This window comes from Dehalococcoidia bacterium, assembly GCA_022451965.1.
GTDB lineage: Bacteria > Chloroflexota > Dehalococcoidia > Lucifugimonadales > Lucifugimonadaceae > TMED-70.
This window is the reverse complement of sequence record JAKUNJ010000010.1, coordinates 1-16,047: the sequence shown is the minus strand read 5'-3', so window position 1 is coordinate 16,047 and position 16,047 is coordinate 1. Positions and strand designations below refer to the sequence as shown.

Sequence of the window (16,047 nt, the reverse complement as noted above, 5' to 3'; positions counted from 1 at the left end):
AGAAAAAATGCCAGAAGTTGATGGTTCATATCTTGTAGCAAGGACACTCAAAGAAGAAAATACTGAGTGCCTGTTTTATCTAATGGGCGGACCTAATTATGAAATTATTAATAATTCTGAAGATTTAGGAATAAAAACTTATGATTTTAGGCATGAACAAGTTGCCGCAATGGCAGCTCATGCATATTCTAGGGTAACTAGAAAGCCAGGTGTAACTACCGCTGCTTCAGGTCCAGGAACTCTGAATTTGTTAACAGGTCAATACAATGCTTTTATAGATTGTGCACCAATGATTACTCTAGGAGGTGCTGGCCCCGTTAAAGACTTTTATAGAGGTGGTTTTCAAGAAATTGATCAAGTATCAATATTTGAAAAAGTTTCAAAAGCTACTTTTAGACCAACTTTTGCTCATCAATATCCACAGGTAGTCTCTCATGCTTTCAGAATAAGCCAATCTGGTAGGCCAGGGCCTGTTTATATTGATTGTAATGAAGATGTTTTATATGAAAAAATTAATGAAAATGATACCTCTAAACCAACTAGATCAGATTTATCCTCACCTCCTTCTGGAGATCAAGAAATGATAAAAAAAACTATAGATTTATTAAGAAATTCTAATTCTCCAATTATTTTTGCAGGTGGTGGGACTTTTTGGTCAGATTCTTCTCAAGAATTAAAGGAATTCATTGATAATTCAGGAATTCCTTTTTATACGACTCCTATGACTAGAGGTATAGTTTCTGATGATCATCAATTTTCATTTCCAGCTGCTAGATCAAGTGCTTTTAGAGAAACTGATTTTGTTTTAGTTTTAGGTACTAGATTTAATTGGATAATGACTTACGGTAATAGAATTAATCCAGATGCAAAAATTATACAAGTTGACATTCTTGAAGAAGAAATTTCTCATAACAGAGATGTAAGTTTAGGTATAGTTGGAGATTGTAAAACAGTTATATCTCAACTTAGTGAAGAGTTTAAGAAACAAAATTTAAAGCTTTCAAATTGGGAAAAATGGCGAAGTCATTTATCTAATCTTCAAAATGAAAGATTAGATAAAGTTAAGCCTTTAGAAGAATCAAACCAACTACCTATTCACCCTTTGAGGCTTTGTAAGGAATTAAGAGAAATAATGGATAGGACATCTATTGTTACTATAGATGGGAATGAGATACTACACTATGGAAGACAAAGCATACCTTCATATTTACCTGGACATTCAATAAATTCTGGTCCAACTGGTTGTATGGGAGTAGGATTGCCCTATGCAATAGGTGCCAAAATAGCTAAACCAGATAGTCAAGTTTTTTCACTACATGGAGATGGATCACTTGGTATGAATATACAAGATTTTGACACTGCCGTAAGGCATAATTTACCTATAATAATTTTAGTTTCAAATAACGAAGGATGGACTGCGAGGGTAGAAGGAGTAAGAAAGCCAGGTAGAGAACTTGGTTTCACAAGATTTGATTTGATTGCTGAATCATTAGGAGGCTATGGTGAAATGGTTGAGAAACCAAATGATATCAAACCAGCTATTGAAAGAGCAATTGATTCAGGATTACCATCAATAATTAATGTTCATACAGATCCAACAGCAAGAGCTATTTCAAAATTTGTTGGTTCTAAAATGGAATAGAAAAATTAATGTTTACTTGGATTAACCATAATTCTCTTTACATACTAATTTTATTTTTCCCTTTTGTAGTATCTGTATTTATCTACTTTTATATTTCAAAAAATAAATTTTTTGTATTTAGTATTTTTATAATTCTTACGATATTTTTTATTATGATTAGACTGTTTTTTGCTCCCGAAAATTCATCATTAGAAGAGAGAATTAATATAAATAGCGAAATTGAAAGTAAGGGAAAGATTGTTGTGCAATTCTTTTCTCCTAATTGTTTAGGTTGCTTATTAAGTGAAGGTGCAATAAATAATTTTAAAAATGAATATTCTAATGAGTTTAAGGTGATAAAAATAAATATTGCTGATGATGATTATAGTCAAATGGTAAAAAAATATAATATATCTGTTGTTCCAACTTTTATTTATTTTTATGACGGTATTGCTATGGAAACTTATACAGGGACTCTTAGAAACTCAGAAACTTTGTATGAAAAATTTTCACCTAAGAAATAATTTCATTTAATTTATTTGCAATTATATCTATATCAATTTCATCTAAACTATGAACAACTAAGCTTACTTCATCTAAATATGCATGGCCATCATTTAAACCCCCGCCAGCATATATTTTTGGATCATTTTTTGAAAGTTCATTCATAATCTCTTCAGACCTTGGACCTTTATAATTTTTTTCAAAGCTAAGAACGACAGTTGGTCCTTGTCTGTTTGGATACTCATCTTCAACTGAAATTTTGATTCCATTAGTTTCTTTGATCTTGTCTTTTAGTAATTCTGCTTTCTTAGACCAAATTTCTTTTTCAATATTTTCATCATCTTCAATGAATAATTTAAGTGCAGTAATAAATCCTACAATATTTTCTTTTGTGACTTTCATAGGTCTACCTATTGCTGCTTTTTTAGTATGTAGATTTTGAAAGCTATGTAACTGAGCAGCTTCGATTAAGTCTTTTTTTCCTGCAAGTATTCCAGTTGATTGTGGTCCTCCAATACCCTTACCACCACTAAAACCAACCGCATCAACTCCCATAGAAATAAATTTTGTTAGATTTTCTCTTGGTGGTAGTTCTGCTGCAGCATCAAGTAGCAAAGGTAGATTATTATTGTGTGCAATTTCTATTGTATTTTGAAGACCTATTCCTTCATCGAAAAATGGAGCAATAACATATGATATTGCGCATGTCTTATCATTAATTTTATCTTCCAAGTTTTCATTATTGTATTCGACTAATTTACCTCCCGGAATTTCAAATGCTTTATCATAGTTATTTCTTTGACCTGTATGAATTAATATTTCATTTTTCATACCCTCCGTATGGGGTATTTTTGAGATTTTTTCCTTATTTTTTCCCGTTATACTTGCTGCGGCCATCAGTACAATAGATGTGGCACAACCACTCGTTACAATAGCCATTTCAGAGCCACATACTTTAGCCACAAATTCTCCTGCAACTTTATGTAACTCTTCAATATCAACAAATACAGAACTGGCTTCTTGTATTGATTTGATGACTTCAGGTCGCATAATGCTTCCTCCATAAACAGTCACCCAGCTTTTTGCATTTATAACTGGTTTTATTCCAAGTTCTTTATAAACATTTGGCCAATTTTTTACCATATCAATTATCCAACCTATATATAATTAGAAAATATTATATTTTTTATGATAAATAATAACCTAAATTTATACCAATTAAATAGGCAAATCTCTCTTTTTCTAATGGGATGGGGATTATCTTCTGTTATTTTAGGTGGAACACTAATTTTTTTTGATAACCCTTTCCTTAAAGCTATTTCCATACAATTCTTACTTTGGGGAATTATTGATTTTATTTTAGGCTTAATTCCTATAATAAGAAATAAAATTTCTGAAAGAAAAAAATTGTACAAAATATTATTCTTTAATTCTTTTTTAGATATTATTTATATTTTAGTTGGTCTAATTCTTATCTTTGAATTTGTTTTTGAAGGCGAGGCTACAATTGGTCATGGTTTTGGAGTTATAATTCAAGCAATATTTTTATTAGTATTTGACACTTATTACGGTTTTAGAGCCTACAGATTAGTAGAATAATTAATTATTTAATCCTTTTATCATCCCTCTTATATAAGCAATTTGGCCTAAATGCTGTGATTCCTCAACTAACACATGTCCTAATATCCAATAACCTTTTTTTAATTCTCCAGTTAATCTTTTATAGTCTTTTTCTAAATCTTCATCTTTAAGTTTAATAATTACATCTAAGCTTGCTTTTCTTTGATCTTTATAAAATAATTTCAATTGATCAATATTCATATCAGGTAAATTAGAAATATCTTCTTTTCCATATCCTTTACCGTAGTCAGCATCATCTAAATTTTGATCTATATTGAGTTTTTTAGCCCACTGATTTTTTTCCCAAATAGTTTGATTTCCACCCAAAATCTTATTTATCCAATTATCTTCAACTCTTGCCATATGCCAAACTAGATAAATTATATTATTTGATTCCAATGATGGTTGCCATTTCAGCTCATGTATATTTAGTCCATCTAGTGCCTTATAAAGTGCTGTTAAGTATTCATTAAGGCCAGAAATTATTGATTCTTTGAAATTTTCCATTTTTATAATTTTTTATTATCTATTTTATCTTCATTATTATAACTCTGAATTCTTATCATATAAAATTAGTAAATTTTTCTATTTTTAATATATACTCAGGTATTAAAATAACTAAAAAGGAAATTATTTGATATTAAATATTAGCAAAAAGGATATTAAGTAAGCAAATGGCTATTTATGCAGAAGGTCAAAAGTTTTCTCCTCAGGCTTCTACGGGTGAAAAAATCAAGAAATATAGGCTTTCAATGAACTTATCACAGGTAGAAGTAGCATCTCAAATGAAAAAATCTCCCGTTTGGTTATCTAAAATTGAAACTGACCAAAGAGAAATAAAAACTTCGGATTTAGTTAAGATATGTGAAATTTTTCAGATAGAAATTTCTGAACTTTTGGGTATTTCAAATAAAGTAAATACTGGCTATAGGACTATACTTCAGAATGTTTTATCAACTTTACCAAATGAAATACCTGTTTATAAAACATCAGAATTAGACAAATTGTACGTAACTAAAGAACCAGTTACTCCTACAATGTATGCCTATTGGGATCCAAATATTTTTTCTGATGATGCTTTGGGGTTATTTGTTGAAGATGATTCAAATTCTCCTGATATAAATTCTGGAGATAGAATTTACATTAACACTGGTTGGAGTCCTGAATTAACAAAAGTTAGGCACGAAGCTCTTGTTAGAAGAATTAAGCATAATACCTTGTGGCTTTTGGAAATTTTAAATAATGAAGATTCTTTTCAGGAAAAAAGTTTCGTAATTGCTAAAGCCAATAATGACGATAAAAAATTAACTTTTTATAATAACCACATAAATCTTGATCTTGATAATGTAAATATACTTGGAAGAGTTGTTCAGATCGTAAAAGAAATCTAATAGTAATCTTCTGTATGCTCACTTGATTCTACAATTTTTTTATTCCAAAGTCTTTCTAGGTTATATCTCGGAGTCCAACCCAATACTCTGTAAGTTTTTTCACTATTAAATTTGTTGTGAGGAATTTGTGGTGATATGAAAAAGGTTTCTTGCTTTGATAATAACTTATCATTCGAAACCTCAACAGCACATCTGACTGCTTCCCCGCAATCTATCCAAGAAGTTGTGAAAGGAGTCATATCTTGATGAAGTTTTGCTGGTTCAAAATCTGGAGTAGTTAGATCCAGGTGATGTCGCATATTGTAATAAAGAAGAGTGATCAATTGTATTCCAAATTGTTGAGAATATCTTTTACATATTTCTTGTCCAAGGTACTTACTAATTGCGTATAATCTAGTACCAGGCTGTGGTGGCATATCAGGATTTAGGTCATAGTCCCACTCTTCATAAGATTGTCCTACAAGCTGAAAATGAGGGCCTGTGTTTATAACCCTTTTTATATTATTAATCCTAGCAGCTTCCATCATTGAGAAGTTCCCTTTAGTTGATACATCAAAAGCAAGCTTTCTATCAGTTCTTAAAACAGATAAATTTACTATACAATCCATGCCTTCGGAAGCTTTAACTACTCCATCAATATCATCAACACTTAATTTTTTGAAATTACCATTATAAGATTTTGGAGGCTCGCTTATATCTGTAAGTAAAATTTCGTGTTTATCTTTTAGAGCTTTAACTACCCATGGACCTAGCATACCTGTGCCACCAAGAATTAAAATTTTCATTAAATAACTCCTGGATTTAGCAAATCTTCGATTTTATTAGTAAGATATTTTTGGTTATCGAAAGAATCTTGTAAATGTAAATTTATCCAGTTAGCACCTTTTTTTCTAGCTGAAACAAATTGTTCGTTCTGTGCAGCTTTAGCTCTTTCAAATTCTTCATTATCAAAATTTATAAGTTGCAAAAACTTATTCTTAAGTGTTTCTTCAGAAAGAAAAGTATTATCTTTATTATCAATATTACCCAGCCTGAGATTAACAACTTCAAATACTCTATCTCTAGCAAATTCTTTACAAACATTTTCAGCTAGGTTAGCGCAAAGTAAATCAATTTCACTTGCAGGGTAATTTACTTCCCAATTTTCTGTAATTGTTAGATTAGATTCATAGTTCTTGAATAAATCTAGTGTGGATATAGCAAAAACCTTTTCAACATTTTCTTTACCTGCTGCAAATAAAATATCGTATGTAATTCTTGTATGATAATCGATCATCTTCATAGGATTTGAATCCTTGTAACCTCCATGGCAAAGATGTACATATATGTTTATATCCTTAAGAATTTCGTTGTATGATTCGTGAGAGTTTATGTCAATAATACTTAAATCTAAAAATTTAGTATTATAATTTTCCAAAGAATCAGAAAATATATTACTCAGATTTGAATCTTTAGAAGAAATTAGTATATTTTTTTTATTACTCATTAAGATTTTTATAGTTTATTGATTTAAGAATAATTTAATTATGATTAAAAAAAAATCTATTTATTGACATTTTGTATCTCATTTATATACTCATGAGCAAATAATTTATATTTCTGAGGGAAAAATGAAGATAACTGATATAAAAATTTATGCTGCTGAATATGCTCAAACATCAAAAAGTCTTACTAATAAAAAATGGGTTTTTATTAAAGTTGAAACCAATGAAGGAATACATGGATGGGGGGAAGTTGGATCTTCTGTAAATGTATCTGAAGAATTTATGGCAACTGCTATCCGTGAAGTTTCTCCACAATTAATTGGAGAAAACCCTATGGATATAGATAGATTGTGGAACAAAATATATAGAATGTTTTCTTATATGGGATCAAGAGGTTTTACTACTTCCCTTACTGCAGGCTTTGATATTGCATTATGGGATATCAAAGGAAAAGTTTCTGGTTTGCCAGTCTATGATCTATTAGGAGGAAGCTACAGAGATCCAGTAAGGCTATATTGTAATGCATGGTTTACGGGTTGTAATACTCCTGAAGATTATGCCCGAGCTGCCAAATCAAATGTGGTAGATAATGGCCATAATGCATGTAAACTTGATCCATTTTTAGAAATGACTCAATATCATACAATGTACCAAGATGGATTTATATCTCAAGAAGGGGAGCAACTAGGATATGACATCGTAGAAGCAGTAAGAGAAGTTGTTGGGCCTGATATTGAAATATTGATTGATGCTCATGGTCACTATAATGTTCCTAACGCTATTAGAATTTCTAATAATTTATTTGAAAGATTTAATATTGCTTGGTTTGAAGAGCCAGTCCCACCTGAAGGAATAAATGCTTTAAGACAAGTAAAAGAGAGTACCAATGCTCCAATCTGTGTTGGTGAACGTCTCTACACTAGAGCAGATTTTATTCCTATTCTAGAAAATAATTTAGCAGATTTTATTATGCCTGATACTGTTTGGACTGGAGGTATATCAGAAATAAAGAAAATAGCTACTATGGCAGAGGCTTATTATATACCAATAGCTCCTCATGTAATTCCGGGTGGCCCTATTGAATTGATATCTGCTGCTCATGTTGTAACTTCTGTTCCTAATTTTTATAAACTAGAACATTCACATACATTTATACCTGAACATAATAATTTATTAGTAGAACCATATAAAATAGAAGATGGTCATATTCACCTTAATAATAAACCTGGTTTAGGCTTTGAACTAGACGAAGAAAAATTAGAGAAATTAGGATAACTTAAGAATCATTCCCACTTAAATGTCTTAACTCCCACACCAAACGCAACCATTATCCAAGCTAATATGGTGATAAGTTCTGGAAGTAATTCAAAAGTATTGGTTCCGTAAAGTGCTGATTCTCTTAAAGATTCTACTAATGGAGTTAATGGTAGGAATTCTGTAATATTAGATATCCAATCAGGAAGAAGCTCGTTATCAAAAAAAACTCCTGACAAAAACATCATTGGAAAAGTTATTAAGTTAGCAAATGGCGCAGCATAATCCTCATTAGGAGAAGCTCCAGAAATGGCTAGACCAATAAATAAAAATAAGATGGATCCAAGAATTGAAAAAATGCCAATATTAATCCATGCATAAATATTACCAAGAGCTATATTTATATCCAATATTAATACACCTATTATAAATAAAACTACAGTTTGTATTGTTAGTATCAAAAGTCTGCTTATCAATTGACCTATCAGAAAATGCCCTGGATTTATTGGGGCAGCTTGTAATCGTTTTAGGACACCTTGGCTTTTATAATTTATTATTGTGAAAACTACTCCTAAAATACCACTTTGCATTATAGCTAAGGCAACTATTCCAGGTACTAGAAAACCTTTGTAACCTTGATTTTCATGTTCAAATTTTTTTTCTAAAATTTCGACTGTAAAATTATTATCTTGTAAATTTTGCAGTAAAAATAAAGAGGTATCTTGAAAAGAATAGGCTAATTCTGAATTAGATTTCTCATAATATATTTCGATTTTATTATTACTTGACCCAAAATTTTCTGGAATAATAAGAACCGAATCTGTTAAGTGCTCTAATAAATTTTCTTCATAGTTTTCCTCAATATTTTGATCTATTTCAATGTATTGTTTTTGTTGTAAGTTGTTTATAAATTCTTTAGATGTTGTGTTATTTGCACGATCGATTATTCCTAGTTTAGGTTTTTCATATTCTCCAAAACCAAAAAATCCAAGTCCAATCATCATTACAACAGGAAAAAATAGAGTCCAGAAAAGACTTTGAGTTCTTCTGAAATACATTTTTATGGTTGATGAAGCAATAATCAGATATATTTTCATTAATATTCCCTTAAGCTTTTGCCTGTAAGGTCAAGAAAAACATCCTCAAGTGTAGCTTCTTGATATCTTTTTTCTGTTACAAATCCAGAATTTAAGAGTTCTGATATTAAATTTTTTGGAGAGTCTATTTTGACAATTTTTCCTGAATCTATAATTGCTACTCTGTCACAAAGAATTTCTGCCTCTTCCATATAATGCGTTGTAAGAATTATGGTTTTACCATCTTTTTTTATTTCACTTATTAATTCCCACATATTTCTTCTGGCTTGTGGATCTAGACCAGTTGTTGGTTCATCTAAAAATAATACTTTTGGGTTGTTAACTAAAGCAACTGCAATAGATAATCTTTGTTTTTGACCACCTGATAAGGGTTTATAGTATGAGTTTTTCTTTTCTAATAACCCAACTTTTTCTAGTATTGAATTTATATCTGAATTTGTTGAATAAAGCACAGAAAACATTTCAATTATTTCATATAGCGTTAACTTATCAAAAAAAGAACATTCTTGAAGTTGAACACCAATTATTTTTTTTACACCCTTAGAATTTTTTGAAACATCGATTCCGTCTATACTTGCAATTCCTGAAGTTGCTTTTCTAAGTCCTTCTAGTATCTCAACAGTTGTAGTTTTTCCAGCACCATTAGGACCCAGAAGGCCAAATATTTCACCTTGTTTAACTGTAAAATCTATACCCTTTACTGCAATAAATTTATCATATTTTTTTACTAGATTTTCAACTTCTATAATGTTCAAAATTTAGCCTTACTTAATCTAATTTTCTTATGTTTTTTTGCCAATTTATTGCAGCCTGTTTCATTAATGAAAGAGAAGTAATTGATAAAACTTTCGATCCTAATTTATGAAAATGTTCATATTCATCAAATTGATCAGGTCCTGAATGTGTAGCTGCCGAAATCTTTCCTTTTTCTATAGTCTTTTTTACAACGATATCTAAGTATTTTTGTACTTGATTTTTACCAGGTAAGCCCATTGATAATGCCATATCTGATGGACCAAGCCAAGTAGCATCAATTCCATCAACAGATAAAATTTCATCAATATTTTCTACAGCCTCTTTAGATTCTATTAGAGCAAATAAAATAGTATTGTTATTAGCAAACTTGTAATACTCTTCAGTATCATTAATAAGTGATCCGTACTTATTGTTTCTTCCTGTTCCATAATTTGATCCTCTTAATCCTAAAGGAGGATATTTAGCAGCATTTCTAGCTTTTATGGCCTCATCTTTATTATCAATATGAGGTACAACAATTCCTCTAGCACCAGCATCAAGCATTTTTAGTATCAAATATGGTTCATTAGCTGCAACTCTAACAACTGAAGCCATATCATATAATTCTGCAGCTCTGATCATATTTTCAGCCTCTGAATCTGACATGGATCCATGCTCACAATCTATAAAAACCCAATCAAATCCCATTGATCCAAAAAACTCAACTAAATGAGGTGAGTTTATATTTATATTTAATCCAACAGCTGTTTTATTAGATTTAATATTTTCAAGAATCTTGTTGTAAATCATGAATTATTCTTTCTATTATTACTATATTTTATAAAACTTAACCGCATTATCATGAAACATTGCAGCCCTTTCAGATTTGCTAAAATCTTTAGAGTATTTTTTGAAAGCGTTATATAAAATATTATAACTAAAAGAAACCTTATCTACAGGAAAATTACTCTCAAACATCCCTCTTTCTGGAGTGAATTTTTCAATACAGAAATCTAAAATTGGAGCCATGTCAAATGCTAAATCATCTGAACCAATTGGAATATCTCTTTCATGCCAATCATATCCAAATATAGGCATACCTAAACCACCTAACTTAATTTTTACATTTGGGCATTCAGATAAATCTGAAATATTTTTTTTCCAAATTTCTTTAACTTCTTTTTTTATAGTTGAATATCTGCCTACTTGAAGTAATCCGCCTACATGATCTAATACGATTTCTAATTCAGGAACCTTTTTTGCTAAATTAAGTAGCTCTGGTAATTGATGAAAATACATCCATGAATCAAAAGTTAGTCCCATATCAGCTAAAACTTTTGCACCTTCGATAAAATTTTTTGTAGTCATTTGTTCTTTTAGGTCATAAACCTGTCTCATAACAACTTTAGGATCATCATCTTTTGCAACAATATGCCTTATACCTCTAAATCTATTTGGGCTTGCTGCGACTAAAGATTCTAAAATTGGTTTTACTTTTGAGCCAAGATTTAGATTTGCATGACCAATTATTGCTGCAGCTGCTCTACTATTACCATATATACCACTAGCACTAGCAGCAGATAATCCTTGAACAAATTCTACTTCTCCAACAGATTGATAACTTTTTTCTAGATTTATGTTGTACATAGCTCTAGCCTCAATAAATACAGTTGATTTAATATTATGATCTTTGAAATCACTTAATAATTCATTAAGTAAATATTTTCCATATGGTGTTCTTTCACTTCTCAAGTCCCAAAAATGATGATGTGGATCACAAATAGGTAATTCTGGTTCAATACTCTCTTCTTGATTTAAATCTAACCAATCATTTCCACCATATGGCATAGTAATTCTCCGCTTTCAAAATGTTTTTATCATATAATACTGAGGGATACAGATTGCTACTAGTACTAAGTAATCTATAAAGTACTTAAAATGAGCTTACAAGATTCAGAAAGAATAAAATTAATTCTTGATGGTTCAATACCATCAATGTTGTTTAAGTTAGCAACTCCAAATATGATTTCAGTTCTTTTTATGTTAGTAATTACTTTTTCTGAAATATTTTTTGCAGGTCAACTAGGAATTATTTCACTTGCTGCTGTGTCAGTTGTATTCCCTTTAGTTTCATTAGCTGGAATGATTGGACAGGGTGCTATAGGTGGGGGAGTAGTTTCAGCATTATCTCGATCTATAGGATCGAATGATATTAATAGAGCTAATTTTGTGGTGTGGCATTCCTTTATAGTTTACTTACTAATCTCAATAATTTTTTTCGTTCTTTTTGTTGGTTTTTCAAAATATATATTCTATTTAATTGGAGTTGAAGAAGAAGTTGTCAATGAAGCTTTAACTTACTCTAGAATATTTTTTGGTTTCTCTCCTTTTATCTTTTTATTTTTTTTATTAACTTCTATATTCAGGGCATTCGGAGACTATCAAGCTCTTGCTAGAATCAATATTATTATAGGAATTACTCAGCTTATACTAGCAGGTTCACTTTCCTTAGGTTGGTGGTTTTTCCCATCATTAGGTCTAGTCGGATTAGCATCAGCAATGATCATACCTCAAGCTATTGCTTCTATTTGTATGCTCATTTCAATTTTTAGAGGTAGATATAATGTTTCAATAAAAATCACTGCCCTAAGAAAGGATATTTTTATAGATATTTTTAAGGTTGGGGGAGTAGGAGCAATAAATAGTATCTCTATTGCTGTAACTATTTTAGTAACAACTAGCTTCATAGCAAATTTTGGTACTGAGGCAGTTGCAGGATATGGGGTTTGTGCAAGGTTGGAGCAAACATTAATTCCCTTTGCATTCGGCATAGGTGGAGTATTAACATCTACAACAGGCGTAAATTTTGGTGCTAAACAGTTTTCTAGAGCCAGAAAATCTGCTTGGTTTGGTGCAAGTATAATAGCTTCTATTGTTGCAATAGTTGGTATTACTTTATCTATATTTCCTAGTATTTGGTTAAATTTATTTACAACGGATCCTGAGGCATATGCAATTGGTGCTTTGTATCTCAGTATCGTTGGTCCATTTTATATGCTTTTTGCTTTTGGTAAAACTCTATATTTTGCCAGTCAAGGTACAGGAAACATGTTATTTCCAATAGTTGGAGGAATTTCTAGATTGTCAGTAGTTTCAATTTTTGGAATATTAATAATTAGCCAAGACCTAAATATAAACTATTTATTTTTTACGATTGGTTTAGCAATGTCCTTAGTTGGGTTGGTACTATTCTTGAATATGTTTGGCCCGAATTGGAATCCTGAAAGAAAAAACGTTTCTTTAATAAAATAAAGATATATAATTTCAATATATGAAATCATCCATGAAAGAAAAACTAAATCAGATATTGAATGACCAATATGTTCAATATGAAAAAAATACCCCGAATTCTCATACTAAGCATATAGCAGCATCAAAAGTAATGCCTGGTGGAAATACTAGAACTACTCAGTGGATGGATCCTTATCCTTTTTTTGTTGATAATGCAGAAGGTATGTACATAAATGACATTGATAATAATAATTATTTAGATTTCATGTTAAACGCTACAACCTTAATTCTGGGGCATACTCACCCTGAAATAGTAAAAACTCTTACAAAGCAAGTTCAAGAAGGAACTGTATATAGTGTTCCTACTGAAGGCCAATCTAAGCTAGCAGATATATTAGTTGAAAGAGTCCCATCTTTTGAGAAAGTAAGATTTACAAATTCAGGTACTGAAGCAACAATGATGGCAATAATGGCAGCTAGATCTTTTACTAAAAAAACTAAAATAGCTAAATTTGAAGGAGGTTATCATGGAACACATGATCATGTTTCTGTTAGCGTATACCCTAAAAAAGAAGATCTAAATATTGATACTCATCCAGGGATCCCTGAATATAGCTATCAACCAAAAAGTATATTAGATGACGTTATTGTTCTTCCTTATAACAATATTGAAAAGTCAAAGGAATTAATAAGTATCCACAAAGAAGATTTAGCATGTGTAATAATGGAACCAATTATTTCAAATTTTGGATATTTACCTTTAGATATTGAATTTATTAGATTTATCAGAGATATAACTGAAGAGCTAGGGATTCTACTTATATTTGATGAAATTCAAAGTTTTAGAGTAGCTTCTGGAGGAGCTCAAGAATCATTTGATATTACACCAGATATGACTACTCTAGGGAAAATAATAGGTGGAGGATTACCAGTGGGAGCATTTGGTGGAAAAGAAGAAATTATGGAATTATTTGATCCCACCAGTCCTAATTATGATATTGCTCATGCTGGAACTTTTAATGGAAATCCACTTACTATGGAAGCTGGAGTAACTGTGATGGAAAATCTAACTGAGAATAATTTTAATAAAATGAATGAATTAGGCGAAACTCTTAGAATTAAATTATCTTCAGTTTTTAACGAAATAGACTTACCTGTACAGGTAACAGGATATGGATCTTTGTTTGGTATTAATTTTAACGATAATCAAATAAGAGATTATAGATCATTTATTGAAAATAATTCAGAAATGACAAAAATTTTATTTTCTTATCTTAGAAATAAAGGCATATTATTGCAGCTAAAGAATGCTGGTGCCCTGAATATATTAATGTCAGAAAAAGAGATTGATTATCTAGTAGATTCTACAAGGGAAATATCTTCAGAAATAAAAGAAGTATTAGCGTAAAATAATTGGAATATTTCTCTAAAATATATCAATCATCTGTAGGTCCACTCTTACTTATTTCTGATGAAAATAATCTTTGCATGTTAAAGTTTTATCAACCTGAAAGAAATTTCAGTAGGTATTTTTATAAAAAAAAAATAAATAATTTTTCAAATAAAGTTATAGATAAATCAATCATTCAATTAGATGAGTATTTCTTAGGTAAAAGAAGAAAGTTTGATATACCTATCAAATATATTTATGGTACAGATTTTCAAAAAAAAGTCTGGAATGAACTTAAGAATGTTGAGTATGGAAAAACCAAAAGTTATAGTGATATAGCTAAATCTATAAAAAATCCTAAAGCATACAGAGCTGTAGGGAATGCAAATAATAAAAATCCTATATCTATAATAGTTCCTTGTCATAGAATCATATCTAACATAGGAGACATTTCTGGTTATGGCGGTGGCATAGAGAAAAAAAAGTTTTTATTGACACTTGAACTAAAAGCTTAGCTGTAAGTTAATGACCTTAGCAATTAGTATCTAAATATGTAATTTTGTTACATTCTATTTACTTAATGTACATAAATCTAATAATAAAACCTTGTAGGTTTATTTTTAAATCTTCTTCAGATTGTAAAAAGAAAGGAAAGAAAATGCCATATACATTTAGAAGTTTTAGAAAACCTCACGTTTCTAAAATAAGAGAGGTAACGGAAGGAACAATAGAATTGAGAAAATTGATGGGTTGGTCAGGACAAGGAGGAATAACTTTACCCTTTACAAATACAGTTAGCTTAATAAGTCATTTCAAGAGATTTGAATCAATGGAAGAAATAGATCAACATTTTGAAAAAATGTCTTCAAATAAAGAAGTTGGAAACAAAATTAGTGAACTAAATTCTTATTGTGATATGTATGTTAATACTGTTTTTGAAGTACTTAGATCACCATCAGGGCCTAATTTTGAAAACATGAAAAAAAATAAATATGTTATTCAATTTTGGATGAAAGCTAAAATAGGTAAAAGATGGGATCTTGCAGATGCAGTAATTAAAAATTCTGTAGGAAGAAATGGTAATATGCCTGGAATATCTGTACCTATTGGATCTATGGAACCAGGAGATATTGTTATGACATTACCTTTTCCAAATCTTTCCTTTTTACCAACATTTGAAGAATCTAAATCAAATATTAAAGTTATGGAATCAGTTCAAGATTTTTTGATTGAGCCTCCCAGGAGACATATAACTAGATTAATGTTTGATTAATAGAAAGGAATTTGAAATATGAAATATGTGTTAAGAACATTTAAGCAAACATCACCTGGTGATGCTGATGCAGTCCTAGATGGATTAAAAGAATTAAGATCTATGTTTGGATGGTCAGGAATAGGATTTTTAACAAAATCTTGGTCTAACCCTATGGGACTAGTTACTATGGCTAGAACATTTGATTCAACAGAAGAAATATATGATCATTTTGAAAATATAACAGATCAGATGAGAGCAAAAATTCAAAAAATAAATGAAATGTCTAAATCATCATGGTCTCTAATGCTTACACAGCGTAAGCCGATGACAAATTGGGACCCTAAAACCATACGAGATTATAGAGTTCTAGACCAATGGTTCATAAAACCAAAGTTTGGAAATCTA

General features: G+C 30.3%; 18 protein-coding genes. 10 read left to right on the top strand and 8 right to left on the bottom strand.

What is annotated here, in order from left to right; genetic code table 11:
* Positions 1-7 precede the first annotated feature (7 nt).
* Positions 8-1,642, top strand: a complete 1,635-nt coding sequence (locus MK083_06070) for a thiamine pyrophosphate-binding protein (protein MCH2674020.1) — start codon at positions 8-10, stop codon at positions 1,640-1,642.
* 152 nt (positions 1,643-1,794) lie between these two features.
* Positions 1,795-2,145, top strand: a complete 351-nt coding sequence (locus MK083_06065) for a thioredoxin family protein (GenBank protein MCH2674019.1) — start codon at positions 1,795-1,797, stop codon at positions 2,143-2,145.
* On the opposite strand, the gene MK083_06060 is transcribed toward MK083_06065, so the two are convergent.
* On the bottom strand, positions 2,135-3,268 hold the full coding sequence (locus tag MK083_06060) for an aminotransferase class V-fold PLP-dependent enzyme (GenBank protein MCH2674018.1): 1,134 nt from the start codon (positions 3,266-3,268) through the stop codon (positions 2,135-2,137). The two genes, MK083_06065 and MK083_06060, sit on opposite strands and share 11 nt — an antisense overlap.
* Before the next feature lie 102 nt (positions 3,269-3,370).
* Between MK083_06060 and MK083_06055 the strand changes: the two genes are divergently transcribed.
* Positions 3,371-3,724 carry a hypothetical protein gene (locus MK083_06055; GenBank protein ID MCH2674017.1) on the top strand — a complete coding sequence of 118 codons (354 nt, stop codon included), beginning with the start codon at positions 3,371-3,373 and terminating at the stop codon, positions 3,722-3,724.
* Here the strand turns inward: MK083_06055 and MK083_06050 are convergent, their stop codons facing one another.
* Positions 3,725-4,252, bottom strand: coding sequence for a DinB family protein (locus tag MK083_06050; protein ID MCH2674016.1), 528 nt, complete (start codon positions 4,250-4,252; stop codon positions 3,725-3,727). It abuts the gene before it with no gap.
* Between the two features lie 167 nt (positions 4,253-4,419).
* Between MK083_06050 and MK083_06045 the strand changes: the two genes are divergently transcribed.
* A complete protein-coding gene (locus MK083_06045; protein MCH2674015.1) occupies positions 4,420-5,136 on the top strand; it encodes a helix-turn-helix domain-containing protein in 717 nt (238 codons plus the stop codon).
* Here MK083_06045 and MK083_06040 read toward each other — a convergent pair.
* A complete protein-coding gene (locus tag MK083_06040) occupies positions 5,133-5,921 on the bottom strand; it encodes an NAD(P)-dependent oxidoreductase (GenBank protein ID MCH2674014.1) in 789 nt (262 codons plus the stop codon). The two genes, MK083_06045 and MK083_06040, sit on opposite strands and share 4 nt — an antisense overlap.
* Positions 5,921-6,622 carry a hypothetical protein gene (locus tag MK083_06035; GenBank protein ID MCH2674013.1) on the bottom strand — a complete coding sequence of 234 codons (702 nt, stop codon included), beginning with the start codon at positions 6,620-6,622 and terminating at the stop codon, positions 5,921-5,923. Before MK083_06035 ends, MK083_06040 begins: the two co-directional genes overlap by 1 nt.
* Positions 6,623-6,746: 124 nt before the next feature.
* On the opposite strand from MK083_06035, the gene MK083_06030 reads away from it, so the two are divergent.
* On the top strand, positions 6,747-7,895 hold the full coding sequence (locus tag MK083_06030; protein ID MCH2674012.1) for a mandelate racemase/muconate lactonizing enzyme family protein: 1,149 nt from the start codon (positions 6,747-6,749) through the stop codon (positions 7,893-7,895).
* Between the two features lie 8 nt (positions 7,896-7,903).
* On the opposite strand, the gene MK083_06025 is transcribed toward MK083_06030, so the two are convergent.
* From MK083_06025 to MK083_06010, 4 genes are read right to left on the bottom strand one after another with little or no spacing between them, the layout of a single operon-like run.
* Positions 7,904-8,971, bottom strand: coding sequence for an ABC transporter permease (locus tag MK083_06025; protein MCH2674011.1), 1,068 nt, complete (start codon positions 8,969-8,971; stop codon positions 7,904-7,906).
* The gene (locus MK083_06020; GenBank protein ID MCH2674010.1) at positions 8,971-9,729 is read right to left on the bottom strand and encodes an ATP-binding cassette domain-containing protein; all 759 of its coding nucleotides are present in this window, start codon (positions 9,727-9,729) and stop codon (positions 8,971-8,973) included. The genes MK083_06025 and MK083_06020 overlap by 1 nt, the downstream gene beginning before the upstream one ends.
* Before the next feature lie 10 nt (positions 9,730-9,739).
* Complete coding sequence (locus tag MK083_06015) at positions 9,740-10,516, bottom strand: aldolase/citrate lyase family protein (protein MCH2674009.1); 777 nt, start codon at positions 10,514-10,516, stop codon at positions 9,740-9,742.
* 21 nt (positions 10,517-10,537) lie between these two features.
* Positions 10,538-11,554 carry an amidohydrolase family protein gene (locus tag MK083_06010; GenBank protein ID MCH2674008.1) on the bottom strand — a complete coding sequence of 339 codons (1,017 nt, stop codon included), beginning with the start codon at positions 11,552-11,554 and terminating at the stop codon, positions 10,538-10,540.
* 90 nt (positions 11,555-11,644) lie between these two features.
* Between MK083_06010 and MK083_06005 the strand changes: the two genes are divergently transcribed.
* From MK083_06005 to MK083_05985, 5 genes are all read left to right on the top strand, one after another.
* Positions 11,645-13,018 carry an MATE family efflux transporter gene (locus MK083_06005; protein ID MCH2674007.1) on the top strand — a complete coding sequence of 458 codons (1,374 nt, stop codon included), beginning with the start codon at positions 11,645-11,647 and terminating at the stop codon, positions 13,016-13,018.
* A 31-nt stretch (positions 13,019-13,049) separates the two neighbouring features.
* Positions 13,050-14,405: an aspartate aminotransferase family protein gene (locus tag MK083_06000; GenBank protein MCH2674006.1), complete on the top strand. Its 1,356-nt coding sequence runs from the start codon at positions 13,050-13,052 to the stop codon at positions 14,403-14,405.
* Between the two features lie 5 nt (positions 14,406-14,410).
* The gene (locus MK083_05995) at positions 14,411-14,902 is read left to right on the top strand and encodes a methylated-DNA--[protein]-cysteine S-methyltransferase (protein MCH2674005.1); all 492 of its coding nucleotides are present in this window, start codon (positions 14,411-14,413) and stop codon (positions 14,900-14,902) included.
* 143 nt (positions 14,903-15,045) lie between these two features.
* Complete coding sequence (locus MK083_05990) at positions 15,046-15,660, top strand: hypothetical protein (protein MCH2674004.1); 615 nt, start codon at positions 15,046-15,048, stop codon at positions 15,658-15,660.
* A gap of 18 nt (positions 15,661-15,678) precedes the next feature.
* On the top strand, positions 15,679-16,047 hold a 369-nt coding region (locus MK083_05985; GenBank protein ID MCH2674003.1), incomplete at its 3' end, for a hypothetical protein.